General features: G+C 28.7%; 28 protein-coding genes. 16 read left to right on the forward strand and 12 right to left on the reverse strand.

Going from position 1 to position 22,527, the window contains the following annotated elements:
* The first annotated feature begins 4 nt into the window (after positions 1–4).
* Genes ACTTAO_RS02310 through rnhA form a run of 9 tightly spaced genes read left to right on the forward strand, consistent with a single transcriptional unit; the run spans position 5 to position 7,750 of the window.
* Positions 5–595, forward strand: a complete 591-nt coding sequence (locus ACTTAO_RS02310; protein WP_075506409.1) for a F0F1 ATP synthase subunit B family protein — start codon at positions 5–7, stop codon at positions 593–595.
* Positions 585–1,082: a F0F1 ATP synthase subunit B family protein gene (locus ACTTAO_RS02315; RefSeq protein WP_179850435.1), complete on the forward strand. Its 498-nt coding sequence runs from the start codon at positions 585–587 to the stop codon at positions 1,080–1,082. Before ACTTAO_RS02310 ends, ACTTAO_RS02315 begins: the two co-directional genes overlap by 11 nt.
* 39 nt (positions 1,083–1,121) lie before the next feature.
* Positions 1,122–2,582, forward strand: a complete 1,461-nt coding sequence (gene crtI, locus ACTTAO_RS02320) for a phytoene desaturase family protein (RefSeq protein ID WP_440690754.1) — start codon at positions 1,122–1,124, stop codon at positions 2,580–2,582.
* A 1-nt stretch (position 2,583) separates the two neighbouring features.
* Positions 2,584–3,435, forward strand: a complete 852-nt coding sequence (locus ACTTAO_RS02325) for a phytoene/squalene synthase family protein (protein WP_440672780.1) — start codon at positions 2,584–2,586, stop codon at positions 3,433–3,435.
* Positions 3,422–4,486 (forward strand): lycopene cyclase family protein, encoded by a 1,065-nt coding sequence (locus ACTTAO_RS02330; RefSeq protein ID WP_440690755.1) that lies wholly within the window; start codon positions 3,422–3,424, stop codon positions 4,484–4,486. The genes ACTTAO_RS02325 and ACTTAO_RS02330 overlap by 14 nt, the downstream gene beginning before the upstream one ends.
* The gene (locus ACTTAO_RS02335; RefSeq protein WP_440690756.1) at positions 4,487–5,434 is read left to right on the forward strand and encodes a Brp/Blh family beta-carotene 15,15'-dioxygenase; all 948 of its coding nucleotides are present in this window, start codon (positions 4,487–4,489) and stop codon (positions 5,432–5,434) included. It begins immediately after the preceding gene.
* Positions 5,415–6,359, forward strand: a complete 945-nt coding sequence (ispH, locus tag ACTTAO_RS02340) for a 4-hydroxy-3-methylbut-2-enyl diphosphate reductase (protein WP_440690757.1) — start codon at positions 5,415–5,417, stop codon at positions 6,357–6,359. Before ACTTAO_RS02335 ends, ispH begins: the two co-directional genes overlap by 20 nt.
* The gene (locus ACTTAO_RS02345; protein WP_440690758.1) at positions 6,360–7,325 is read left to right on the forward strand and encodes a homoserine kinase; all 966 of its coding nucleotides are present in this window, start codon (positions 6,360–6,362) and stop codon (positions 7,323–7,325) included. It abuts the gene before it with no gap.
* Positions 7,325–7,750: a ribonuclease HI gene (gene rnhA / locus ACTTAO_RS02350; RefSeq protein ID WP_440690759.1), complete on the forward strand. Its 426-nt coding sequence runs from the start codon at positions 7,325–7,327 to the stop codon at positions 7,748–7,750. Before ACTTAO_RS02345 ends, rnhA begins: the two co-directional genes overlap by 1 nt.
* On the opposite strand, the gene ACTTAO_RS02355 is transcribed toward rnhA, so the two are convergent.
* From ACTTAO_RS02355 to ACTTAO_RS02400, 10 genes are read right to left on the reverse strand one after another with little or no spacing between them, the layout of a single operon-like run.
* Positions 7,742–8,227, reverse strand: coding sequence for a peroxiredoxin (locus ACTTAO_RS02355; protein ID WP_440690760.1), 486 nt, complete (start codon positions 8,225–8,227; stop codon positions 7,742–7,744). The genes rnhA and ACTTAO_RS02355 overlap by 9 nt on opposite strands.
* Positions 8,224–9,606, reverse strand: a complete 1,383-nt coding sequence (gene thrC, locus ACTTAO_RS02360; protein WP_440690761.1) for a threonine synthase — start codon at positions 9,604–9,606, stop codon at positions 8,224–8,226. The genes ACTTAO_RS02355 and thrC overlap by 4 nt, the downstream gene beginning before the upstream one ends.
* A complete protein-coding gene (locus ACTTAO_RS02365) occupies positions 9,607–10,260 on the reverse strand; it encodes an SURF1 family protein (protein WP_440690762.1) in 654 nt (217 codons plus the stop codon).
* Positions 10,261–10,270: 10 nt separating this feature from the next.
* Positions 10,271–11,059 (reverse strand): cytochrome c oxidase subunit 3, encoded by a 789-nt coding sequence (locus tag ACTTAO_RS02370; RefSeq protein ID WP_075506420.1) that lies wholly within the window; start codon positions 11,057–11,059, stop codon positions 10,271–10,273.
* A gap of 10 nt (positions 11,060–11,069) precedes the next feature.
* A complete protein-coding gene (locus ACTTAO_RS02375) occupies positions 11,070–11,603 on the reverse strand; it encodes a cytochrome c oxidase assembly protein (RefSeq protein WP_256998103.1) in 534 nt (177 codons plus the stop codon).
* Positions 11,600–11,725: a serine protease gene (locus ACTTAO_RS02380; RefSeq protein ID WP_075506421.1), complete on the reverse strand. Its 126-nt coding sequence runs from the start codon at positions 11,723–11,725 to the stop codon at positions 11,600–11,602. Before ACTTAO_RS02380 ends, ACTTAO_RS02375 begins: the two co-directional genes overlap by 4 nt.
* On the reverse strand, positions 11,722–12,633 hold the full coding sequence (cyoE, locus tag ACTTAO_RS02385) for a heme o synthase (RefSeq protein WP_440690763.1): 912 nt from the start codon (positions 12,631–12,633) through the stop codon (positions 11,722–11,724). Before cyoE ends, ACTTAO_RS02380 begins: the two co-directional genes overlap by 4 nt.
* 31 nt (positions 12,634–12,664) lie before the next feature.
* Positions 12,665–14,299: a cytochrome c oxidase subunit I gene (gene ctaD, locus ACTTAO_RS02390; RefSeq protein WP_075506423.1), complete on the reverse strand. Its 1,635-nt coding sequence runs from the start codon at positions 14,297–14,299 to the stop codon at positions 12,665–12,667.
* A gap of 1 nt (position 14,300) precedes the next feature.
* Positions 14,301–15,116, reverse strand: coding sequence for a cytochrome c oxidase subunit II (gene coxB / locus ACTTAO_RS02395; RefSeq protein WP_440690764.1), 816 nt, complete (start codon positions 15,114–15,116; stop codon positions 14,301–14,303).
* 60 nt (positions 15,117–15,176) lie between these two features.
* Positions 15,177–15,878, reverse strand: a complete 702-nt coding sequence (locus tag ACTTAO_RS02400) for an RsmE family RNA methyltransferase (protein ID WP_440690765.1) — start codon at positions 15,876–15,878, stop codon at positions 15,177–15,179.
* 16 nt (positions 15,879–15,894) lie between these two features.
* On the opposite strand from ACTTAO_RS02400, the gene ACTTAO_RS02405 reads away from it, so the two are divergent.
* Positions 15,895–16,557, forward strand: a complete 663-nt coding sequence (locus ACTTAO_RS02405; protein WP_440690766.1) for a haloacid dehalogenase type II — start codon at positions 15,895–15,897, stop codon at positions 16,555–16,557.
* On the opposite strand, the gene ACTTAO_RS02410 is transcribed toward ACTTAO_RS02405, so the two are convergent.
* Entirely contained in the window at positions 16,550–16,909 is a 360-nt protein-coding gene (locus ACTTAO_RS02410; RefSeq protein ID WP_440676628.1) for a winged helix-turn-helix transcriptional regulator, read from the reverse strand. The two genes, ACTTAO_RS02405 and ACTTAO_RS02410, sit on opposite strands and share 8 nt — an antisense overlap.
* 125 nt (positions 16,910–17,034) lie before the next feature.
* Here ACTTAO_RS02410 and ACTTAO_RS02415 point away from each other — a divergent pair, with 125 nt between their 5' ends.
* The 4 genes from ACTTAO_RS02415 to ACTTAO_RS02430 are packed head-to-tail and all read left to right on the forward strand — an operon-like array spanning position 17,035 to position 19,464.
* Positions 17,035–17,271: a CDGSH iron-sulfur domain-containing protein gene (locus tag ACTTAO_RS02415; protein ID WP_262589802.1), complete on the forward strand. Its 237-nt coding sequence runs from the start codon at positions 17,035–17,037 to the stop codon at positions 17,269–17,271.
* Between the two features lie 3 nt (positions 17,272–17,274).
* Positions 17,275–17,652, forward strand: coding sequence for a DoxX family protein (locus tag ACTTAO_RS02420; protein WP_440690767.1), 378 nt, complete (start codon positions 17,275–17,277; stop codon positions 17,650–17,652).
* Complete coding sequence (locus ACTTAO_RS02425) at positions 17,653–18,489, forward strand: pirin family protein (protein ID WP_440690768.1); 837 nt, start codon at positions 17,653–17,655, stop codon at positions 18,487–18,489. It begins immediately after the preceding gene.
* A gap of 3 nt (positions 18,490–18,492) precedes the next feature.
* Complete coding sequence (locus ACTTAO_RS02430; RefSeq protein ID WP_440690769.1) at positions 18,493–19,464, forward strand: quinone oxidoreductase family protein; 972 nt, start codon at positions 18,493–18,495, stop codon at positions 19,462–19,464.
* Here ACTTAO_RS02430 and ACTTAO_RS02435 read toward each other — a convergent pair.
* On the reverse strand, positions 19,461–19,865 hold the full coding sequence (locus ACTTAO_RS02435; protein WP_075506429.1) for a DUF2721 domain-containing protein: 405 nt from the start codon (positions 19,863–19,865) through the stop codon (positions 19,461–19,463). The genes ACTTAO_RS02430 and ACTTAO_RS02435 overlap by 4 nt on opposite strands.
* A gap of 52 nt (positions 19,866–19,917) precedes the next feature.
* On the opposite strand from ACTTAO_RS02435, the gene ubiA reads away from it, so the two are divergent.
* Together ubiA and ACTTAO_RS02445 are read left to right on the forward strand one after the other, a co-directional pair.
* Positions 19,918–20,784 carry a 4-hydroxybenzoate octaprenyltransferase gene (gene ubiA, locus ACTTAO_RS02440; protein ID WP_440690770.1) on the forward strand — a complete coding sequence of 289 codons (867 nt, stop codon included), beginning with the start codon at positions 19,918–19,920 and terminating at the stop codon, positions 20,782–20,784.
* Position 20,785: 1 nt separating this feature from the next.
* Positions 20,786–22,525, forward strand: a complete 1,740-nt coding sequence (locus ACTTAO_RS02445; RefSeq protein ID WP_440690771.1) for an ABC transporter ATP-binding protein — start codon at positions 20,786–20,788, stop codon at positions 22,523–22,525.
* Positions 22,526–22,527: the final 2 nt, after the last annotated feature.

Genomic DNA, 22,527 nt, shown 5'->3' on the forward strand with positions numbered 1-22,527 from the left:
GTTAATGGTCAAAAAAATATATCTTCATCTAATATTTTTAAGCTTCTTTTTTATTAAAGAAGCTTTTGCCGCTGAAAGTGGAGGTATGCCTCAATTAAATCCAGAGTTTTGGGTTTCTCAGATTTTCTGGTTAGTACTTACTTTTGGGATAATGTATTTGGTTTTATCTAAATTAATTCTTCCAAAAATTAGTAACAACTTAGAGTCTAGAAAATCTCAAATTCTAGAAAATATTGAGGCAGCTGAAAAACAAAGAGAAGATAGTGAGACCAAACTTAAAGAATATGATCAAATAATTTTAAAAAGCAAAACTGAAGCTAATGCTATGTTTAATCAAGCAAGAGAAAAGGCAGTTAAAGATATAAACGCTAAAAGAGACGTTCTTGATAAACAAATAGATGACGAAATAGCTAAAGCGGAAAAAGAAATCCAAGCTTTAAGAGATAATGCGCCTGACAAAATAAATAAAATTGCTATAGAAACGTCATCTGAGTTACTTCAGAAATTGATTGGTGCTGAAGTAAATAATAGCAGTATATCAGCAATTGTTGACGATCTATCTAGAAGAAACGGAGATAAATACTATGGCAATTGATGCAACTTTCTGGGTAGCAATTTCATTTGTAATCTTCATCGGGGTTTTAGTTTACTTTAAAATTCCACAAAAAGTTTCTCAAATGCTTGATGGTATGATTTCTGACATCAAAAATGAGATAGATGAAAGTGAAAAATTGAGAACAGAAGCAAAAACTTTACTCGATAATGCTCAAAAAAAGTTAGATACAGCTAGTTCTGTAAGTAATGAAATTTTGGAAAATGCAAAAAAAGAGTCGGATAAGTTAATAATAGATTTAAATGATAAATTTCATAAATCATCAGAAATTAAAAAAAGTTTGGCTGAAAATAAAATTAGCCAAATGAAAGAGGCTGCATTGAAAGAAATAAAAGATGCTTCAATCAAAATAGCGGTAGACTCAGTAAAAAAAATCATAACTACTTCAGTTGATAAATCTAAACTGGATGCTGTATTTCAAAAAAATTTAGAAGAAACTAAAGAACAGCTAAAAAAAATAAACTCATAATACGGTTACAATTTCCTGAAAAAGCTATAAATTACAGCAATGAATTCTATAGTTATTGGATCTGGATTTGGTGGTATTGCTGCAGCAATAAGACTAAGAGCCAAAGGACACAAAGTAAAACTAATAGAAAAACATTCAGACCTAGGTGGAAGAGCTAGAGTTTTCAAAAAAGATGGTTTTACCTATGATGCTGGGCCAACAGTAATAACAGCTCCATATTTAATTAACGAACTATTCAGTTTGTTTAATAAAAATCCTGAGGACTACATAAAACTAACCCCACTTAAAATTTGGTATCAATTTGTTTTTGAGGACCAAACTAAATTTAATTACTCAGGTGATGAAATAGAAATGAAAAAACAAATTGAAAATTTAAATCAAGAAGATGTTAAGGGGTATGAAGATTTAGTAAATTTTACCAAAAAAATTTTTGAGAAGGGATTTTTAGAACTTGCAGATGTTCCATTTGATAAACCTTTTTTTATGATGAAACAGCTACCAGCATTATTAAAACTTAAGAGTTATAAATCAGTTTATTCATTAGTATCGTCTTATGTAAAAAATGAAAAATTAAGAAGGATGCTTAGTATGCATCCACTTTTGGTTGGTGGTAATCCGTTCACAACTACATCAATTTATGGGCTAATTCTTTATTTAGAAAAAAAATGGGGCATTCATTATTCAATGGGTGGTACGGGAAATATAATTAAAGGATTTGAAAAGTTAATGGAGGAAATAGAAATCGAAATAATAAAAAATACTGAGGTAAAAGAAATTATTACTAAAAATAATAAAATTACTGGTGTTGTAGTTGACAATGAAGAGATTATTGAAGCTGATAATGTTATTTGTAATGCAGACCCTCCTGCTTTTTATGAAAAGATGACTAGTAAAAACTTAAAAAATTCAATGCTGTTTGATTGGAAACAAAAGAGGATGGATTACTCAATGGGTTTATTTGTTTATTATTTTGGAACCAAAAAAGTCTATGAAAACGTTGAGCATCACACAATTAAATTTGGAAACAAATATAAAGAACATCTGGATGATATTTTTGATTATAAAAAATTAAATAACGATATTAGCTATTATCTACATAGACCTTCTGCAACAGATAAGAGCATGGCTCCTGAGGGTAGTGATTGTTTTTATGTATTGGTGCCAGTTCCAAATAATCAATCAAATATAGATTGGCAAATAGAAGGTGAAAAAATGAAAAATCTTGTAGTTGATAAAATGGAGAATGATTTAATGCCAAATCTTAGAGATAATATTGTATCAGACTTTTATCTTACACCTGATTATTTCGAGAAAGAACTAAATACAAAATATGGATCAGGTTTTTCAATTCAGCCTAAATTCACTCAATCAGCTTATTTTAGATTTCATAATAAATCAGAGATTTATGATGGTTTATATTTTGTTGGTGCTGGAACTCACCCAGGTGCGGGAGTACCAGGAGTACTTTCATCAGCAAAAGTATTAGATAAATTGATCTAGAATGTTAACTAAAAATTATTTAGCAACATATGCAAAATCATTTAATTGGGCTGGTTTTTTTTTACCAAAAAAAACTTATGATAAATGTTCTGCGCTTTATGATTTTTGTAGAGAAGCTGATAATATTGCAGATGATCCAGGAAAATTAGAAGACAAAATAATTAAATTTGAAAACTTTAAGAAAGATTTTTTAAATAAAAACTTTCAAAACATTGTTATTAAAAATATTTGGGAACTTATAGATGAATTTAATATTTCAACAAAAGTAATTAATGATTTATTTGATGGGATTAATTCAGATATTAAAGAAAGAGTGGAATTAAAATCAAAAAAAGAGTTATTAATTTACTCTTATAGAGTAGCAGGTACAGTTGGTTTAATGATGGCAAAAATTTTAAAAGTTAATAAGACAAATTCCTTGAAATCAGCTATCGATCTCGGAATAGCAATGCAGCTTACCAATATTTCAAGAGACGTAATTGAAGATAAAAATAATAAAAGAATTTATATCAATGAAAATTTCAACGATATAAAATCTACCATTTCTTTATCTGAAAGATTTTATGAAAATTCTTTTTACTCAATTAAAGAAATACCTTTAAGTTTCAGATTCTCTATTTTAGTTGCAAGACGAGTCTACAGAAAAATTGGACACAAAATAATTAATAAAAATAATTTAGAAAATTATAAAAATTCTGGAAAAATTTATGTAACAAAAATTGAAAAAATTATTGAAACTTTTTTATCAATTTTTGATTTAATAATTTTAACATTTACAAATAAAAATGATAATAACATTGAACATGATCATTCATTAATTAATGAAGAGATAAATTTAAATGAAAGATTTTGATTACATAATTATCGGTGGCGGTTGTGCAGGTTTGTCTTTGGCTTATGAACTTGAAATTTCTGATAAATTAAAAAATAAATCTTTGGCTATAATTGAGCCTAGGGATGAATATAAAAGAGATAAAACTTGGTCATTTTGGAAAGTATTTCCACATAATTTTGATGATTGTGTAAAAAAAAGTTGGGATAATTTTTCTATAAACATTCCTAATGATACAAGATTTATTGATTGTAAACTAACACCTTACCAATCTATAGATACTGGAAAATTTTATGACAAAATTCTTTCAAAACTTAAATTAAATGAAAATATAAAATTTTTTAAGAATATTAATGATATTGAATTATCAAATTCAATAATTTTTAACAGCGTTCCAAATTTTGAAAATAAGCCAAATAATTTGTGGCAACATTTTTGTGGTGTAGAAATTGAAACTGAAAAAGATTTTTTTGATGACCAAATATTTAACTTAATGGATTTTGCATGTGATCAAAAAAATGAGGTTCATTTTTTTTATACTTTACCTTTTTCAAAAAAAAGTGCTCTTGTGGAAACTACCTGGATATCAAATTTAAGTAATGAAAATATAAAAGATTATGATAATCAAATAGATCAATACTTAAAAAATCATTTAAATATCAGAAATTATAAAATCAATTTTAAAGAAGAAGGCTCTATACCTTTATTTAGAAATAAAAATTTAAAAAAATTAAATGAAATATATATTGGATCAGCCGGTGATATGACAAGATTAAGCACGGGTTATACTTTTTTAAATATTCAGGAACACAGCAAATATATAGCAGAAAACATTGAAAATATTTCTAAGGCTAAATTGTTTAAAATTAAAAAAAAATATGATTTTTTGGACAATATTTTTTTGAAAGTTTTAAGAAATAACTCTTCGGATATGGGGGAAATTTTCTTTAAAATGTTCAATAGTTCACCTAAGACTGCTATTAATTTCTTATCTAATAAAAGTAACTTTTTTGAAGATTTAGAAATAATTTTAAAAATGCCTAAATGGAAATTTTTAAAAGAATTATTTTAAATGACTAATCAATTCATTAAAAAAATTAATCTTAATCATTCATTTATATTTTTTTTGCTAGTTAATCTATTTTCTGTCGTGATGTTTAGATTAAATTATTTAGATATTTCATCATCAATATGCTTATTTTTAATTTTAACTATTGGAGTTTCACACGGTGCATTAGATAATATTAAAGGTAAAAAACTCCTTAAATTATTTAATTTTGAAAGAATATATATTTTCTATATCTTTTATATTTTTATAGCAGTTTGCGTCATTATTATTTGGTCACTCTTACCTGCAACCACACTGTTAGTTTTTCTTATAGTTGCAGCATTTCATTTTGGTAAAGAGGATACACAATTTTTAATAAACAAAAAATCGTACTTAATTCAATTATTATACCTTTTAAAAGGATTTCTCATAATTCTTGCCCCTCTTTTTTTTCATTTTGATGATACTGTGAAAATATTCAAATCATTACTTGTTGTTAATGAAAATTTTTATTTATTCTTAGAATTTTTAGAAGAAAAAAAGATAATCGAGATATCAATTATTTTGAGTTCATTATCAAGTATATTTTTATTTATTGATAAGTTTGAGTTAAAAAAATTCACTATTTTTTTCGATTATTTCTCAATTATAATTTTAAATTACTACTTTACTCCTTTAACAGCTTTTACAATTTATTTTTGTTTTTTACATTCTGTGAGGCACTCTATTTCACTTGCAATAGATCTGGATGAAGACAATCTCCAAAATGGACTAAAATTATTTATTTTAAAGGCTTTACCACTTACTCTTTTAACAATCTTTATTTCAATAATTGTATTATTTTTATTAAATGACGTTAATTATATAGATGATGCAATCTTAAAACTAATTTTTATTGGTTTGGCGTCTTTAACCTTTCCACATATATTGCTGGAATATTTTTTAGAGAAAAATGAAAAACAAACAAATTAAAATTTTACTTTCTGCTCCAAGAGGTTTTTGTGCTGGTGTTGAGAGAGCTATAGAGATTGTAGAAAAATCTATTCAAAAATATGGATCGCCGGTTTATGTTAGACACGAAATTGTTCATAACAAGCATGTTGTTGATAATTTAAAAAATAAAGGTGCTATCTTTGTTGAAGAATTAGAGGAAATTAATGACAAATCTAGACCTGTTATTTTTTCTGCGCACGGTGTTCCAAAAAAAATACCAGAAGATGCTGAAAATTATAAAATGACTTATGTAGATGCTACTTGTCCACTAGTTTCAAAAGTTCATAGAGAAGCGGAAAACTTAAATAAAGCTGGTTATCATATTATTTTGATTGGACATGAGAATCATCCAGAAGTAGTAGGCACTATGGGCCAATTACCTAAAGGATCTATTGATTTGGTTCAAAATGAAGCTGAAGCAATGGAGTATAAAACCAATCATAAAGAAAAATTGGCTTATATAACTCAAACAACACTATCCGTTGATGACACTAAAGAAATAATAAAGATTTTGAAAGATAGATTTACAAACATTAAAGAGCCAGCAAAAGAGGATATTTGTTATGCAACAACTAATAGACAAATGGCAGTAAAAAATATCGCAAAAAAGTGTGATATGTTTTTTGTAATAGGTAGTAGAAACTCTTCAAATTCAGTTAGACTTGTTGAAGTAGCAAAAAAATCAGGTTGTCAAAATTCACAACTTTTTCATTCTGAAAGTGAAATTCCTTTTGATCAAATACAGAATTCCAATACTATTGGTATATCATCAGGAGCATCAGCACCAGAAATTCTTGTAGAAGATTTTATTAATGAATTAAAAAAAAAATTTTCTATAAATGTTGAGGAAGTAGAAATTATAAAAGAAAATGTGGTCTTTAAAGTTCCTAACAAATTAAATTAAATGGCTGTATATACTAAGATAAATCAGAGTGATATCGATATAATAAACAACAAGTTTAATATTGAAAAAATTTTAAGTTTCCAAGGAATTACTAAGGGAATTGAAAATACAAATTATATTTTAAAATCCAAAAATAAAAAGTTTATTCTCACAATTTTTGAGAAGAGAGTTCTTCCAAAAGAGATTCCTTTTTTTATGAAATTAATGGATCATTTAAATGATTCAAAAATTATTTGCCCAAGACCACTTAAAACTAAAGACAAAAATTATTTAATTAAACTAAAAAATAAAACAGCTTGTATTGTCACTTTCTTGAATGGAAAAGATAAAAAGAAAGTTAACGAAAGTGACTGCTATGCTATTGGAAAAGCAATAGCTAAAATGCATCTGGTTACTAAGAAGATACAATTTACTAGAAAAAATTCAATGGGTGTAAAATATTTAAAACCTTTACTCCAGAGTATTAAATTTAAATCAAATAAAGGATCAAATTTGAAAAAATTTTTATTTAATAATTTTAATGATATTAAAAAAATTTGGCCAAAAAAACTTCCTTCTGGGATTATTCATGGTGATTTATTCGTAGATAATATTTTTTTTAATAAAAATAAGCTATCGGGAATTATAGACTTTTACTTTGCTGCTAACGATTACTATATGTATGAAATAGCAATCTGTATTAATGCACTATGTTTTGATGAAAAAAATAAAAAATTTGTAATTAATAAAAAGAAAGTTGATAAATTAATTAAGGGATACAACAGTGTTAAGAAAATTAAATTAAATGAAAAAGACAATTTAAATATTTTGTGTAGAGGTGCTGCTCTTAGATATTTGTTAACTAGACTATATGATTATACAAATACTCCAAAAACAGCATTAATCAAAATTAAGGATCCAAACGAATATTATCAAAAACTTATTACCCATAACAATTTGAATAGTTTTGAAGATTATTTGATTTAATGATTAAAATTTATACTGATGGCTCATGTTTGAAAAATCCAGGAAATGGCGGATGGGCAGCAATAATATGTACAGATAATGAAGTGAAAAAAATAAGTGGAAGTGAAAAAGATACAACAAATAATAGAATGGAATTAATGGCGACAATCAATGCATTAAAAGAAGTAAATTCTGAAGATTTGATAGAAATCTACACAGACTCTAAATATGTTAAAAATGGAATTACTGATTGGATTTACAATTGGATTAAAAATAATTGGAAAACATCTAATAAAGAAGATGTTAAAAATAAAGATTTATGGGTTCAATTGCATGATTTAAATAATAATTTTAAGATTAAGTGGAACTGGGTTAAAGCTCATGCTGGAAATCCACTAAATGAAGAAGTTGATTTATTAGCTAAAAAAGCTGCAAGTCTAGATTAATTTAAAGAAATTTTCTGCTGCTGAGATTTCACAAGATCCTGTATCTGCTTCTTCCTGAAGTTTAATAACCTTCATGTTATCAACAAACATCGTGTATCTATTGGATCTAATTCCTAACCCTCTGCCACTTTTATCAACATCTGCACCAATTTCTTTTGTGAAATTAAGAAATGGATCACCCATCATAACAATTTTTTCACCTACATCATTTTGTTTACCCCAAGCATTCATCACAAAGGGATCATTTACTGAAATACAAATTATATGATCAATACCTTTTTCTTTATATTGATCATGCATCTTAATATATCCTGGCAAATGTTTAGCAGAACATACAGAAGTATATGCCCCAGGTAGTCCAAATATTACAACTTTTTTGTCTTTAAAAAAATCTTCTATATTTTTTTTTACAGGCTCTCCATCTTGAAAAACAAAAATTTCTGAATTTGGTAGGTTATCGTTTTCTTTTATTTTCATTTGGATCTATCTTTAATATGTTCTTTTACTTTTTCAATATCATTTTCAATAATATCATAATTTTCTTTCTCATTTAATATAAATTGAAGTTCATTTGGTAACTCAGCTTTAATATTTATAGCACTTTTAATTGCATCAGGAAACTTACATGGATGTGCTGTTGCTAGCACAATATTATTACCATTGAGATTATGTTTATCAAAAGCTCCATAACCAATTGCAGTATGAGGGTCTAAAACAATATTAAATTCTTGATAAACAGACTTAATAATATCAAGTGTTTCGGTCTCGCTCATTCTTGCTGATAAGAAATCTTGATTAATTAAATTCAACTTTTCTTTATCAATTGAATATTTTCCTTCTTCTTTAATTTTCATCATGTCTTTTGATGTTTGTTCTGAATTCTTATCATTCAAATCAAAAATAAGTCTCTCAAAGTTACTTGCGATCTGTATATCCATACTAGGAGAAATAGTTTCTGAAACAGTTTCAGCCTCGTAATTACCGTTTGAAATAGCTCTATGGAGAATGTCATTTTGATTTGTTGCAACAATCAATTTATTAATGGGCAAACCCATTTTTTTGGCTAAGTAACCTGCGTATACATCTCCAAAATTCCCAGTGGGAACAGAAAAATTAGTGGGTTTAGTGTGATCTTCAATAAGATAATAGCTGTAAAAATAATAAACACATTGAGCAATAATTCTTGCCCAGTTAATTGAATTTACACCTGACATATTAATATCTTGAGAAAATTTTGTGTCAGAAAACATTGATTTAACTAAGTTTTGGCAGTCATCAAAATTTCCTTTAATAGCGATATTAAATACATTTTCATGTTTTCCAGTAGTCATTATTTTTCGCTGAACAGAAGAAACTCGATTATCAGGATGTAGTACAAAAATATTTAAATTTTCTTTTCCTTTTATTGCATCTATAGCTGCTGCCCCTGTATCTCCAGATGTGGCAACTACAATATTAATTTTTTCTTTTTGCTTGTTTAAATAAAATTCATAAAAATTTCCAAGAAGTTGCATAGCAACATCCTTAAAGGCTAGTGTTGGGCCATGAAATAACTCTAAGACTGATCGATCTCCTATTTTTATGAAATCAATTACATTTTCTCTCCTAAAAACAGAATAAGATTTATCAATTATTTTAGACAATTCATTTTTATCCATAAAATTTCCTATAAAAGGAAAAATAATTTTTTTTGCTAAATCTGAATAATTAAGTGATTTTAATTCTTGAATTTCTTTTTCACTATAGCTTGGAAGTGAGCTGGGAATGAACAATCCCCCATCATCAGCAAGACCTTTGATAAAAACATCCTTAAATTCGTAAGTTTTAGAAGTATCTCTAGTGCTGACGTATCTCATTTAATAATTTTTTTTTCTAAAATATAGATATATTAAAAGGATTGAAATCGCCATCGAAAACCAAGTAATTGCGTACTTTTTGTGATTGTTTGAAATTTTAGCAGTGATTACTCTTGGTCTTGGGTTTTCATAATTACCATTTAAGTAAATTATATATTTTGAAAAGTTTTTTCCTGTAAATTTTAAAATATCTTCTCTATCTAGTGTAAACCAATAATTTTTATCTACTTCATTCTTAGGTTTGAATGAGCTTGATTTTGATTGAAGCATTAAAGTACCAATAATATTTTTTTGATCAACAACATTAATCTCTGGTTTGTTTTTTTGGTCAAAAGATATCCAGCCTCTATTAATTAAATAATCTTCATTTCCAACTTTAATTGGGTTAATAACTTCAAATCCAGGTTTACCAGTTTCGTTAAGATTATAGAGATAAATTTGTTTTTCAAAATCAATTTGTCCTGATGTTTTTATTCTTAAATAATTTTTTTTTTCTACATTTTGAAGTTCAACAGGATCAATCTTTAAAGAATTTTCAATTTGACTGATTAGATCTAATTTCCAACTCAATCTATACAATTGCCAAAAGCCTAATGACAACAAAACTAAAATTATAAAATAAACGAAAACTGAAAATAGAAGCTTATTCTTCAAGGATTAAATATTAACTTCCCCAAACGTAGATAGCTGCAAACAAGAATAACCAAACAACATCAACAAAGTGCCAGTACCAAGCAGCTGCCTCAAAACCAAAGTGGTGTTCTTTAGTAAAGTGACCCAATCTTCCTCTCCATAAACAAACAGCAAGAAAAATTGTTCCAACAATTACGTGGAAACCGTGAAAACCTGTTGCCATGTAAAATACTGCACCATAAATATGTCCTGAATAATCAAATGTAGCATGATGATATTCGTAAGCCTGTAACAAAGTAAAAAAGAAGCCTAGTGCAACAGTTGCTGTTAATCCTTGAATAAATCCTTTTCTATCATCTTCTAATAAAGAGTGGTGAGCCCAAGTTACTGTAGTACCAGATAATAATAAAACTAGTGTATTGATTAATGGAATGTCCCATGGATCAAAAGTTTCTATGTCTTGTGGAGGCCAAACATTTCCAACAAACTCATTTGGGAACAAACTTATATCAAAATATGCCCAAAACCATGCAACGAAAAACATAACTTCAGAAGCAATAAATAACGTCATTCCATATCTATGATGGATTTGAACAACTGGAGTATGGTGACCTTGATGTTCAGCTTCAATCACAACATCTCTGAACCACATATAAGCTGCATAAATTACAAGAGCTAATCCCAAATACATTCCCCAAGATACATCATTGTGCATATAAAAAATTGCACCAATAGCTAATACCAAGCATGCAAAAGATGTAAATATGGGCCAAGGACTTGGGTCTACTAAGTGATAATCATGTTTTTTTTCAGCTGACATATTTTTTTAATTATGATTGTTTATAATAATCTGTCGAGAAAAAAGTATACGACATAGTTACATCCTGTAAGTTTTTAACTGTTGGATCATTTACCAGTTCTGGGTCCAAATAAAAAGTCATAATATAAGTTGCCTTCTCACCTGCCTTAAGTTCCTGTTTTTCGAAGCAAAAACAGCCTAATTTACTATAATATTTACCAAAACTTGCAGGCGAAACATTGAAACTAGCAACTCCATAAGTTGTTTCATCTCCATAGTTCTCAACCTCAAACTCAATTCTATTGACCTGACCAACCTTAACATCAATGACATTTGATTTAGCTTTAAAATCCCAAGTAAGATTATTTACATTCGTATCAAATCTTACACTTACAACTTTATCTAAAACTATCTTCGGGGCTTCTTTAGATACTTGGGTTGTTCCTCCAAAGCCAGTTACACGACAAAAAAGATCATATAAGGGCACTGCCGCAAAAGATAAACCTAACATTAAACAAAAAATACCTGCTAGAAGTAATGGAGTTAATGTTTTGCTCTTAATCATATCTGCCTATCAAATACGCCAACGTTATATAATGTAAAAACAAACAAAAAAACCATAAAAGCTAAAATTGCTAAAGCAGTAATAATATTTTTTTTCTTTGTTTTTTTATCAGGTGTTATCATAAAATTTTATCTATTAAGAAAAATACAAAAACTAAAAACAAATATAATATGGAGTATCCAAAAATTGTTTTTGCTTTTTTTGCATCAAACTTATTCTTCTTAAATTTGTAAAGTTCAAAACATAAGTAATTATAATAAATTGTCAAAATTAACGATGGAATTAAAAATACTAGACCAACAAAATTAATTGCATATGGGAAAACAATAACTGGCAACATTATTAACGAATAAACAAATATATTTAATTTTGTGCTTTCAACACCATTGGTCAATGGAAGCATTGGAATATTTGCTTTTTTATAATCATCAGATTTATATAAACTTAGTGCCCAGAAATGTGATGGTGTCCAAAAAAAGATAATTAGAAAGAAAGTTAATGGCTCAAGTGAAAGTGAATTAGTGGCTATAGTCCAACCAATTACAGGAGGTAATGCTCCTGCAGCGCCTCCAATAACAATATTTTGAGGCGTTTTTCTTTTAAGCCAAACAGTATAAACCAGCACATAAAACAAAATTGTAAATAACAATAAAGCTGCTGAAATTGTATTTGCAAAATAATCCAAAGCAACAACAGAAAATATTGATAAAGCAATACCAAAAATCAAAGCTTGATTTTTATTAACCTTCCCAGTTGGTATAGGTCTTAAACAAGTCCTTGTCATTAATGCATCTAAATCAGACTCGTACCACATGTTTAAAGCTCCAGCGGCACCAGCTCCAATAGAAACTAAAATAATTCCAATTATTGCATCTTTTGTTGGAATAATATTTGGCGCCATTAACAATCCAACCGCACAAGTAAAAATCACAAGAGACATTACTCTTGGCTTCATGAGTTTAAATAACTCAGAGAAATTGAATACGTCTTCTTGACTTAAATTTCTATTTTTTAACTTAGACTTAATCATTTAATTTTAGACAGAAAACCTAAATACTTTTTTAGGTAGTAGATTTTTCTGCACTCTCTTCATCTTCAAACTTTGGTAATTCATCAAAAGTATGAAAATTTGGAGGAGACGGTACTGTCCACTCTAAAGTTGTTGCCCCCTCACCCCAAGGGTTTTGTGCAGCAGCTTTTTTCTTGTAAAATGCATAAATTAGATTTGCGAAAAATACTCCTAAACCAATTACAGAAATATATGATCCAATTGAAGATATATAATTCCAACCAGCAAATGCATCTGGATAATCTGCATATCTTCTAGGCATCCCCGCTAAACCTAAGAAGTGTTGAGGGAAGAAAATTAAGTTTACACCAATAAATGTTAACCAGAAGTGTAATTGACCTAACCATTCTGAATACTCATAACCACTCATTTTTCCAAACCAATAATAAAAGCCTGCAAAGATTGCGAACACCGCACCTAAAGATAATACGTAGTGAAAGTGAGCTACTACATAGTAAGTATCATGCATTGCTGTATCTACACCTGCATTTGCAAGAACAACACCTGTAACTCCACCGACTGTAAATAAAAATATAAACCCTAAAGCCCAGACCATAGGTGTCTTAAATGATATTGAACCACCCCACATAGTTGCTATCCAAGAAAATATTTTAATTCCCGTCGGAACAGCAATGATCATCGTCGCTGCTAAGAAATAAGCTTTAGTATCCGTGCTTAAACCAACTGTATACATATGGTGAGCCCATACAACGAAACCAACTATTCCAATCGCTACCATTGCATATGCCATACCTAAATATCCAAATACTGGTTTTCTTGAGAATGTTGAAACAATATGACTGATCATTCCAAAACCTGGTAAAATTAAAATGTAAACTTCAGGGTGACCAAAGAACCAGAATAAGTGTTGGAATAATACTGGATCTCCACCTGTTTGAGCATCAAAGAATGCAGTTCCGAAATTTCTATCAGTTAATAGCATTGTGATTGCACCTGCTAATACTGGAAGTGATAAAAGTAATAAGAACGCTGTAACTAAAATTGACCAAGCAAATAAAGGCATTTTATGCAATGTCATACCTGGAGTTCTCATGTTTAAAATTGTAGTAATAAAGTTTACCGCTCCTAAAATTGAAGACGCTCCTGCTAAGTGTAAACTTAAAATAGCAAAGTCCATTGCTGGACCAGGTTGTCCTGCTGTAGATGATAAAGGAGGATAGATTGTCCATCCACCACCAACTCCTGTTTGACCTGGAGGGCCATCCATAAATATAGACATGATTAATAAAATAAATGAAGTTGGTAATAACCAAAACGAAATGTTATTCATTCTTGGAAATGCCATGTCTGGCGCACCAATCATGATTGGTACAAACCAATTTCCAAAACCACCAATCATTGCTGGCATAACCATAAAGAAGATCATGATTAAACCATGACCTGTTACTAAGACATTGTATAAATGATAGTTTCCACCCAAAATTCCATCACCTGGATGCATCAATTCCATTCTCATTAAAACCGAGAATGCAGTTCCGATCACACCTGCAACAATTGCAAATATAAGGTACATTGTACCGATATCTTTGTGATTAGTTGAATACGCCCAACGTTTCCAACCTGTTGGTGTATGATGATCGTCGTGTGATGCAGTTTGTGTATACATATTATTTACTCGCTAGTTTTTTAAATTGATCTTCTTCATTAATTTCTTTTGCAAATTTTATTTTAGCACCAGTAAGCCATTCTTTATATTCTTCTTCAGAAACTACTCTTACTGTAATCGGCATAAAAGCATGTTTAATTCCACAAAGCTCAGAACACTGTCCATAATAAGTTCCAACTTCTTCTGCTTTAAACCATGTTTCATTTATTCTTCCAGGAACTGCATCTCTTTTAACTCCAAAAGATGGTAAAGCCCAAGCGTGTAAAACATCATTTGCAGTAATTAAAACTTTAACTACTTTATTTACCGGAACAACTAGTTCATTATCTACAGCTAATAATCTTGGCTGATTTTCTTTTAAATCTTTATCTTCAATCATGTAAGAGTCGAAAATAATATTTTCATCTGGATACTCATATCCCCAGTACCACTGATAACCAATTGCCTTAACTGTTACATCTGCTTTTGGTATTGAGTCTTGTTTATATAAAATTTTAAACGATGGAACTGCCATCACGATTAAAATTAAACATGGAATTAATGTCCATAAAACTTCTACAGCAACATTGTGAGTTCTTTTTGAAGGAACTGGATTTGCTGATGCTCTAAATCTGATACATGCATAGACCATCAAAAATAAAACGAAAACGCTTATCGCAATTATGATTGGTAATAACAATTTGTCATGAAAATTAACTATATCTCTCATAGATTCCGAAGCTGCTTTTTGAAAACCCAATTGCCAATCTTTTGGCTGGTTGGCAAACGCAACTGCAGGAGTTAAAATTGAAAGAATTGTTAATATAATTTTTTTCATTTTTTTACCCTATATAGAACGTCTTCAAAAAAATTACACTTTAGTTTTCGCGACAAAATATCAATTTATGGCGTATTTTATGATCGATATAGCTGAAATTACAGCTGTTTCAGATCTCAATATATTCTCATTAATTTTCAATGGTTGAACACCACTAAATTTTAGAATCTTAGCTCTTTCCTCTTCAGAAAAATCTCCTTCTGGACCTATAATTACACATGTAGGTTTATCTGTAACCTTCTTTAAATCTACTTTGGTATTTTCAGAATTTAGATCAGTAAAAATTAAATCAACTTTATTGTTATTTAAAAAATCATCTAATGATTTTGGGTCTTCAATATCTGGAACATTAATTCTATTCGATTGCTCTGCTGCTTCAATAATTACTTTCTCTAATCGCTCTTTATTAATTTTACGAACAATCGTTCTATCAAATATTATTGGAATAAATTTTGTAACTCCTAACTCAGTTGCTTTTTGAATCATAAAGTTGAAATAATTTGATTTAATTGGAGAAAATGCCAACCACAATTCTTTTGGATTTTCTTTCTGTCTTAATTGTTTTGTAACATTAAATTCAACAACACCTTTTGAGATATTTAAAATTTTTGCTTCCCATTCACCACTGCTGTTAAATAATGAGAAAGTTTCATTTTCTTTAACTCTCATTACTTTGTTTACGTAATGCGATTGAGATTTATCAAGTGTACCAGTTAAATTATTAGATAAACTTTTAGAAAAATATAATCTAATGTTACTCATATTATTAAATTAGTTTATGAAAAATATTAAAGCAATAATTTTTGACGCTTACGGCACTTTATTCGATGTAAATTCAGCAGCAGAAAAATGCAAAGATAAAATTGGTGATAAGTGGGAGGCTTTTGCAAATTATTGGAGAACCACACAATTAGAATACACTTGGCTTAGAAGTTTAATGAAAAGACATAAAGATTTTTGGCAGATCACTGAAGACAGTTTGGATAAATCAATGAGTGTATTTAAAATAGACAATTCAATGAGAGATGAATTATTAGATCTCTATAAAATTCTCTCACCTTTTGAAGAAGTTCCAGAAGTATTAAAATCTTTAAAAGAAAAAAATTTTAAACTAGCAATACTTTCAAATGGTACACCTTCTCTACTGAATGAATTAGTACAAAGTAATAAATTAGACAATTTATTTGATGATATTTTTTCAATCGAAGAAGTTGGTATTTTTAAGCCTGACTCTAAAGTTTATGATATGCCAACAAAAAAATATAAAATTGAAAAAAATGAAGTTGCTTTTTTAAGTGCAAATACTTGGGATGTATCTGGAGGAGGAAACTATGGATATAATTCTATTTGGGTAAACAGAAATAATAATATATTTGATAAACTAGATTATATCCCTAAGAATAAGATTACTAATCTTAACGAACTAATTAAGATTATCTAATTCTATTCTCCTCAAAATTTTTATTTAACTTCTGAGAAATAGTTTTGGTATTTTTTTTATTCCAATCAGAAAAAGATTTTAAAATTGGAATAACCGAAAGTCCAAATTCTGTAAGAGAATACTCAACTTTAGGAGGCACTACTTGGTGAACCTCTCTATTTATAATTCCATCAATCTCTAATTCCTTGAGTTGTTTTGATAACATTTGTTGTGTGATTGTTTTTAACTCTTTTTTAAGTTTATTAAATCTCACTATTTTATTGTTAAATAAATAAAACAAAATTCTGATTTTCCATTTTCCACCAAGAAAATAAATTGCTCTTTCCGCTGGGCATTCAATATTATTTTTCATAATACTCATCTAAATACCTAATTTTATTTTTCAAGGTATGATTATGCATACTAGTATGAAAATATTGCGTTCTTGCAGAATTTAACCAGATCATTATTTAGATTAAAAATTAACAAAGGAGATTTATGAGCAAAGGAATAAAAGCAGGAGATCAACCTATTTCTATTGATGTTGAAAAAGGAAAAAATTATTTATGGTGTTCTTGTGGACAAAGTAAGAGCCAACCATTTTGTGATATGTCACATAGAGGAACAGAATTTAAACCAGTTAAATTTGTAGCTGAAGAAAATAAAACAATTTATTTCTGTCATTGTAAACAAACTAACAATCAGCCGTTTTGTGATGGTTCACACAACAAATAGACAATGACAAATATTTTAGATTTAGTTGGGAGAATATTTATCTCTCTAGTGTTTTTATTAAGTGGAATTAATAAAATTGGAAATTATGAAGGAACCATTGGTTGGATGGAGTCTTTGGGAATGCCAGGTATTTTTTTAATTCCAGCAATAATTCTTGAGATAGGAGCTCCAATATTAATAATGATTGGATATAAAGTAAAAATTTCTGCTGCTCTCTTAAGTTTATTTTGCATAGCAACTGCAATTATTTTTCACACAGATTTTAGTAATCAAATGCAATTTGTATCATTTATGAAAAATATAGCATTAGCTGGTGGATTTTTATTTTTGGTGATAAATGAATCAAAAGAGTTTAGTTTAGAAAGGAAATTAGCAAAATAAATGTCAAAAATTGAAGTAAGTAAAATTATAGATCCTATTCCAGCGTCAGATGGTGCGGGAGTAAAATTAAAAAGAAGTATTGGTGTTGAACCAAATTATTTTGATCCTTTCTTAATGCTAGATGAATTTGGATCTGAAAATAGCGAGGATTATATTGCTGGTTTTCCCCCTCACCCACATCGAGGAATTGAAACAGTTACTTATATGCTTGCTGGAGATTTTGAACACAAAGATAGCACTGGTGGTGAAGGAAGAATGACTGCAGGTGATGTTCAGTGGATGAAAACAGGAAGTGGAATTATTCATTCAGAGATGCCAGCTATGAAAGAAGGAAGACTTCATGGCTTTCAATTGTGGATTAACATGCCTGCTAAATTAAAAATGAGTAAGCCTGAGTATATTTATATTGATGCTGATAAAATGAGTGTTCATAAAGATGATCAGAAACAAGTAAAAGTTATTGCAGGTAAATTTGAAAATGCTGAAGGACCTGTAAAAGGTCATAATGTAGAGCCAGTTTACTTTGATGTGGAGTTAAAAAAAGATAAAGAATTTAATTTTAATATTCCATCAACTCACAATACATTTATTTATCTAATAAATGGCGAAATAGAAATTGGCAGTGAAAAACATGATAATGTTAAAGATAGTACTTTAATATTATTAACAAAAGGTGACGAGCTTAAAGTGAAAGCAAAAACAGATACTAAATTTCTAGTGATATCTGGAAAGCCAATAAATGAGGAAATTGCAAGAGGTGGACCTTTTGTAATGAATACTAAAGCAGAAATCTTGCAAGCAGTGCAAGATTATCATAATGGTACATTTGTAAAATAAATTATGAATTCAGTAATAATTTCAAAAGCAGGCGGACCAGAAGTTTTAGAATATAAAGAACTTAAACTTGAGGAACCAAAAGCTGATGAAGTAACGATTAAAAACCATGCAATTGGTTTAAATTATATTGATACTTATCATCGATCAGGACTTTATCCATTAACTCTACCCTCTCCAATAGGTCTAGAGGGAGCTGGAGAAATAACTAAAGTTGGTTCAGAGGTAAAAGATTTTAAAGTTGGAGATAAAGTTGCATACTGTGCAGCTCCTCTTGGCGCTTACTCAACTCATAGAAATTATCCAACTAAAAACTTGGTAAAAGTTCCTGATAGTGTTGATTTAGAAACTGCAGCAACTTTAATGACAAAAGGGATAACTACTTTTTATCTTTTACATAAAACTTATCCTGTAAAATCAGGAGAGGATATTTTATTCCATGCAGCAGCTGGTGGTGTTGGTCAAATTTTTGGACAATGGGCTAAAAGTTTAGGATGCAATGTAATTGGTACTGTCGGATCAGATGAAAAAATAGAAAATGCAAAACAAAATGGCTACGACCATGTAATTAATTATAACAAAGATAATTTTGCTGAAAAAGTAAAAGAAATTACTGAAGGAAAAGGATTATCTGTTGTTTATGATGGTGTTGGAAAAAATACTTTTGATGGTTCAATTGAATGTTTAAAGTTAAGAGGAATGTTGGTTTCTTTTGGTAATGCATCTGGACCTTTAGATCCTGTTAATGTTGCAAAATCAATTCAGCCAAAGGGACTTTATTTAACAAGACCAAGCATTATGCAGTATACAACAACAAGAGAAGAGCTGGACGAAGCTGCTAATAAAGTTTTTGAAATGGCTTCAAGTGGAAAAATAAAAGTAAAAATTTCAAAAAAATATTCTTTAAAAGATATCGCACAAGCGCACAAAGATTTAGAATCTAGAGTTCTTACTGGTCCAGCAGTTATACTTCCCTAATTTACATCTACATCCATATCAGACATATGGAGTTTAAGGGCATTTGTTGAAATTTGAATTTCTCTTATAAAAAAAATAATTGATATAATCATGGATAAACAACATGAGCCAAATATTACTCTAGCTGCAAATACTTCATCTAAATAAAGTGCAAAAACTGTAAGCATATTAAATAGGAAGCCAAATGAAGCGAATAAAATTGTCCATCTAAGAAGTGTTATCCTTCCACTTAAATTAATAAACTGCTTCTTCCATTCAGGAGGAATATGCTTTTCATAAACATGCTCATCATGAAGCTGACGAATTAAGATACTTAGAGAGTGAAATCTGTTGCTATAAACACTCATAAGTAACGGAATAGCTGGAAACATTAAGGCAGTTACTGTGTAGTCTATATTCATACGAATCAATTTGATTATGAAACTACCCTTTGTTATTTACAAGTAAAATATTATGAACCAAGTAAAACTTTTCATTGAGTTGACAAGATTAACGAAACCAATTGGTTTCATGCTTTTATTTTGGCCATGCGTATGGGGACTAACATTAGCATATGATTTTAATGCAGGTTTAAATAATTATTTTTTTTTTTGTATCCTTTTTTTATCTGGATCAGTTTTAATGCGATCAGCAGGATGTATTGTTAATGATATTGTTGATAGAAAATTTGATAAAAAAGTTGAGAGAACTAAAAATAGACCAATCGCATCAGGTAGAGTATCTGTAAAGTTGGCAATAATTTATGCAATTTCACTTTGCTTTTTAGCTTTTCTAGTTTTGTTAAATTTTAATTATTTTACAATTTTTATGGCTCTCATTTCAATGCCTCTTGCTTTCACATACCCATTAATGAAAAGAATTACTTATTGGCCACAATTGTTTTTAGGAATTACTTTTAACTATGGTCTAGTTTTAGGATTTATTGCTATTGATAATCAATTGTCATTAGTTTCAATTGCATTTTATATTGGAGCCATATTTTGGACACTTGGGTACGACACAATTTACGGATTTCAAGATATAAAAGATGATGAAATTATTGGTGTAAAGTCAACCTCGATTAAATTTAAAAATGATCCAAAAAAGTTTTTATTTATTTCTTACATTATATTTATTTTATCATTAGCTGTTGTTGGAATTTTAATGGATTTTAAAAGTATTTATTTTTTATTTATGATTTTTCCGATTTACCATTTGCTTTATTACCAAATTAATAAATTAAATACTGCTAATCCAGATGATTGTTTTAAAAAATTTAAAAGCAATAATTTTTTAGGGTTGTTGATCCTTTTAAATATTTTGATTGGAAAAATAATTTAAGATGAGTACAAAACAAATTATAAAAAGACTATATGAAGATTACATCAAGTTATACATTTTAAAAATATTACTAGCTGCTTTTTTTTCTATATTAGTTGCTGTAAGTACTTCTGCAACTGCCTGGCTACTAGATCCAGCAATAGAGAAAATTTTTCTTAATAAAGATAAAACTTTAATAATAATAATCCCTATTGCAATAATAATTGCTTTTTCAACAAAAGGAATTGCTCTATATCAAGCTAAAATTTTAATGATACACATATCAGAGGAAGTAAAAAAAATGCTTCAAATTGATATGTTAAAATCATTTATCAATGCGGATACACAAATCATAGAAAGTAAGCACACAGGAAAATACATTTCAAATCTTAGTTTTGATGTTGATCAAATAACAAGAATGCTTGCAGAAGCTTTTTTAAGTATTTTTAAAGATGGACTAACTTTAATTGGACTACTTTTTGTAATGTTTTTTCAAAATTGGAAACTATCTTTAATAGCGATAATAATGATACCCCTTGCAACTGTCATAGCTAGAAAGCTTGGAAAAAGAATGGGAAAAGTTGCAACAGAAGCACAAGAGAAATCAGGACACCTTAATAGATATTTTGTAGATTTATTTAAAAACCATAAAATAATAAAAATATTTCAAAGAGAAAATTTTGAAAATAAAAGATCAGAAGATTACGTTAACGCTTTAAAAGACAAATCAATTAAAATCAGGTCTGTATATCTTAGATCTACTCCAATCATGGAAGTCTTAACAGGTTTTATGATTGCACTATTAATATTTTACTCTGGTAAATTGATAATTAATGAAGAGCTAAATATAAATAATTTTTTCTCTTTTTTAGCGGCTATGATGCTTGCTTATCAGCCGGTAAAATCTTTAACAAAAGTAAATATAGCCATCAGCCAAGGATTATCAGCAGCAAAACGAATAATCCCCATTATAGATATAAAGAATGAAATTAGTAAAAATGAGAATAGTAAAGAAATATCATTAAGTGAAGGCACAATAAATTTTGAAAATGTAAATTTTGCTTATTACTCAAATCCAGATAAAGAAGTTTTAAAAAATATCTCAGTGAAATTTTCAGGAGGTAAAATGACTGCACTAGTTGGACAAAGTGGCTCTGGAAAATCTACATTACTAAACATGATTCCTAGAATTTATCATCCATTGGACGGTAAAATTAATATAGATAATCAAGATTTATCTGAAATAAACCTCTATTCATTAAGAAAACAGATTTCAATTGTTGATCAAAACACCACTCTTTTTGATGACACAGTATTCAATAATATTAAATACGCTAAACCTGATGCAACAAAAGAAGAAGTGCTTGAAGCAGCAAAACTGTCAATGAGTATAGATTTCATAAATAATTTAGAAAATGGATTTGAAACAAAAATTGGGGAGAATGGCGTAAAGTTATCTGGAGGTGAAAAACAAAGACTTTCAATTGCAAGAGCATTTTTGAAACAAAGTAAAATAATTTTACTAGATGAAGCTACTTCATCACTTGACTCTGATACTGAAGAAAAAATTCAAAAAGCTATAGAGGAGTTAATACACAACAAAACTACTATAGTCATTGCCCATAGACTTTCGACAATTTTAAATTCAGATAGGATTTATGTTATGGAGAAAGGTAAAGTTTTGGATTATGGCAAACACGATGAACTATTGATTAAATCTAATGCCTATAAAAACTTCTATGAAAAACAAATTCAAAAATAAAA

This window comes from Candidatus Pelagibacter sp. HIMB1782 (assembly GCF_052047475.1).
Taxonomy (GTDB): domain Bacteria; phylum Pseudomonadota; class Alphaproteobacteria; order Pelagibacterales; family Pelagibacteraceae; genus Pelagibacter.

Bases quoted from the DNA above. Each gene is read 5' to 3' on its own strand.
- ACTTAO_RS02310 (WP_075506409.1), top strand. From the start codon at position 5: ATGGTCAAAAAAATATATCTTCATCTAATATTTTTAAGCTTCTTTTTT.
- ACTTAO_RS02315 (WP_179850435.1), top strand. From the start codon at position 585: ATGGCAATTGATGCAACTTTCTGGGTAGCAATTTCATTTGTAATCTTC.
- crtI (WP_440690754.1), top strand. From the start codon at position 1,122: ATGAATTCTATAGTTATTGGATCTGGATTTGGTGGTATTGCTGCAGCA.
- ACTTAO_RS02325 (WP_440672780.1), top strand. From the start codon at position 2,584: ATGTTAACTAAAAATTATTTAGCAACATATGCAAAATCATTTAATTGG.
- ACTTAO_RS02330 (WP_440690755.1), top strand. From the start codon at position 3,422: ATGAAAGATTTTGATTACATAATTATCGGTGGCGGTTGTGCAGGTTTG.
- ACTTAO_RS02335 (WP_440690756.1), top strand. From the start codon at position 4,487: ATGACTAATCAATTCATTAAAAAAATTAATCTTAATCATTCATTTATA.
- ispH (WP_440690757.1), top strand. From the start codon at position 5,415: ATGAAAAACAAACAAATTAAAATTTTACTTTCTGCTCCAAGAGGTTTT.
- ACTTAO_RS02345 (WP_440690758.1), top strand. From the start codon at position 6,360: ATGGCTGTATATACTAAGATAAATCAGAGTGATATCGATATAATAAAC.
- rnhA (WP_440690759.1), top strand. From the start codon at position 7,325: ATGATTAAAATTTATACTGATGGCTCATGTTTGAAAAATCCAGGAAAT.
- ACTTAO_RS02355 (WP_440690760.1), bottom strand. From the start codon at position 8,227: ATGAAAATAAAAGAAAACGATAACCTACCAAATTCAGAAATTTTTGTT.
- thrC (WP_440690761.1), bottom strand. From the start codon at position 9,606: ATGAGATACGTCAGCACTAGAGATACTTCTAAAACTTACGAATTTAAG.
- ACTTAO_RS02370 (WP_075506420.1), bottom strand. From the start codon at position 11,059: ATGTCAGCTGAAAAAAAACATGATTATCACTTAGTAGACCCAAGTCCT.
- ACTTAO_RS02375 (WP_256998103.1), bottom strand. From the start codon at position 11,603: ATGATTAAGAGCAAAACATTAACTCCATTACTTCTAGCAGGTATTTTT.
- ACTTAO_RS02380 (WP_075506421.1), bottom strand. From the start codon at position 11,725: ATGATAACACCTGATAAAAAAACAAAGAAAAAAAATATTATTACTGCT.
- cyoE (WP_440690763.1), bottom strand. From the start codon at position 12,633: ATGATTAAGTCTAAGTTAAAAAATAGAAATTTAAGTCAAGAAGACGTA.
- ctaD (WP_075506423.1), bottom strand. From the start codon at position 14,299: ATGTATACACAAACTGCATCACACGACGATCATCATACACCAACAGGT.
- coxB (WP_440690764.1), bottom strand. From the start codon at position 15,116: ATGAAAAAAATTATATTAACAATTCTTTCAATTTTAACTCCTGCAGTT.
- ACTTAO_RS02400 (WP_440690765.1), bottom strand. From the start codon at position 15,878: ATGAGTAACATTAGATTATATTTTTCTAAAAGTTTATCTAATAATTTA.
- ACTTAO_RS02405 (WP_440690766.1), top strand. From the start codon at position 15,895: ATGAAAAATATTAAAGCAATAATTTTTGACGCTTACGGCACTTTATTC.
- ACTTAO_RS02410 (WP_440676628.1), bottom strand. From the start codon at position 16,909: ATGAAAAATAATATTGAATGCCCAGCGGAAAGAGCAATTTATTTTCTT.
- ACTTAO_RS02415 (WP_262589802.1), top strand. From the start codon at position 17,035: ATGAGCAAAGGAATAAAAGCAGGAGATCAACCTATTTCTATTGATGTT.
- ACTTAO_RS02420 (WP_440690767.1), top strand. From the start codon at position 17,275: ATGACAAATATTTTAGATTTAGTTGGGAGAATATTTATCTCTCTAGTG.
- ACTTAO_RS02425 (WP_440690768.1), top strand. From the start codon at position 17,653: ATGTCAAAAATTGAAGTAAGTAAAATTATAGATCCTATTCCAGCGTCA.
- ACTTAO_RS02430 (WP_440690769.1), top strand. From the start codon at position 18,493: ATGAATTCAGTAATAATTTCAAAAGCAGGCGGACCAGAAGTTTTAGAA.
- ACTTAO_RS02435 (WP_075506429.1), bottom strand. From the start codon at position 19,865: ATGAATATAGACTACACAGTAACTGCCTTAATGTTTCCAGCTATTCCG.
- ubiA (WP_440690770.1), top strand. From the start codon at position 19,918: ATGAACCAAGTAAAACTTTTCATTGAGTTGACAAGATTAACGAAACCA.
- ACTTAO_RS02445 (WP_440690771.1), top strand. From the start codon at position 20,786: ATGAGTACAAAACAAATTATAAAAAGACTATATGAAGATTACATCAAG.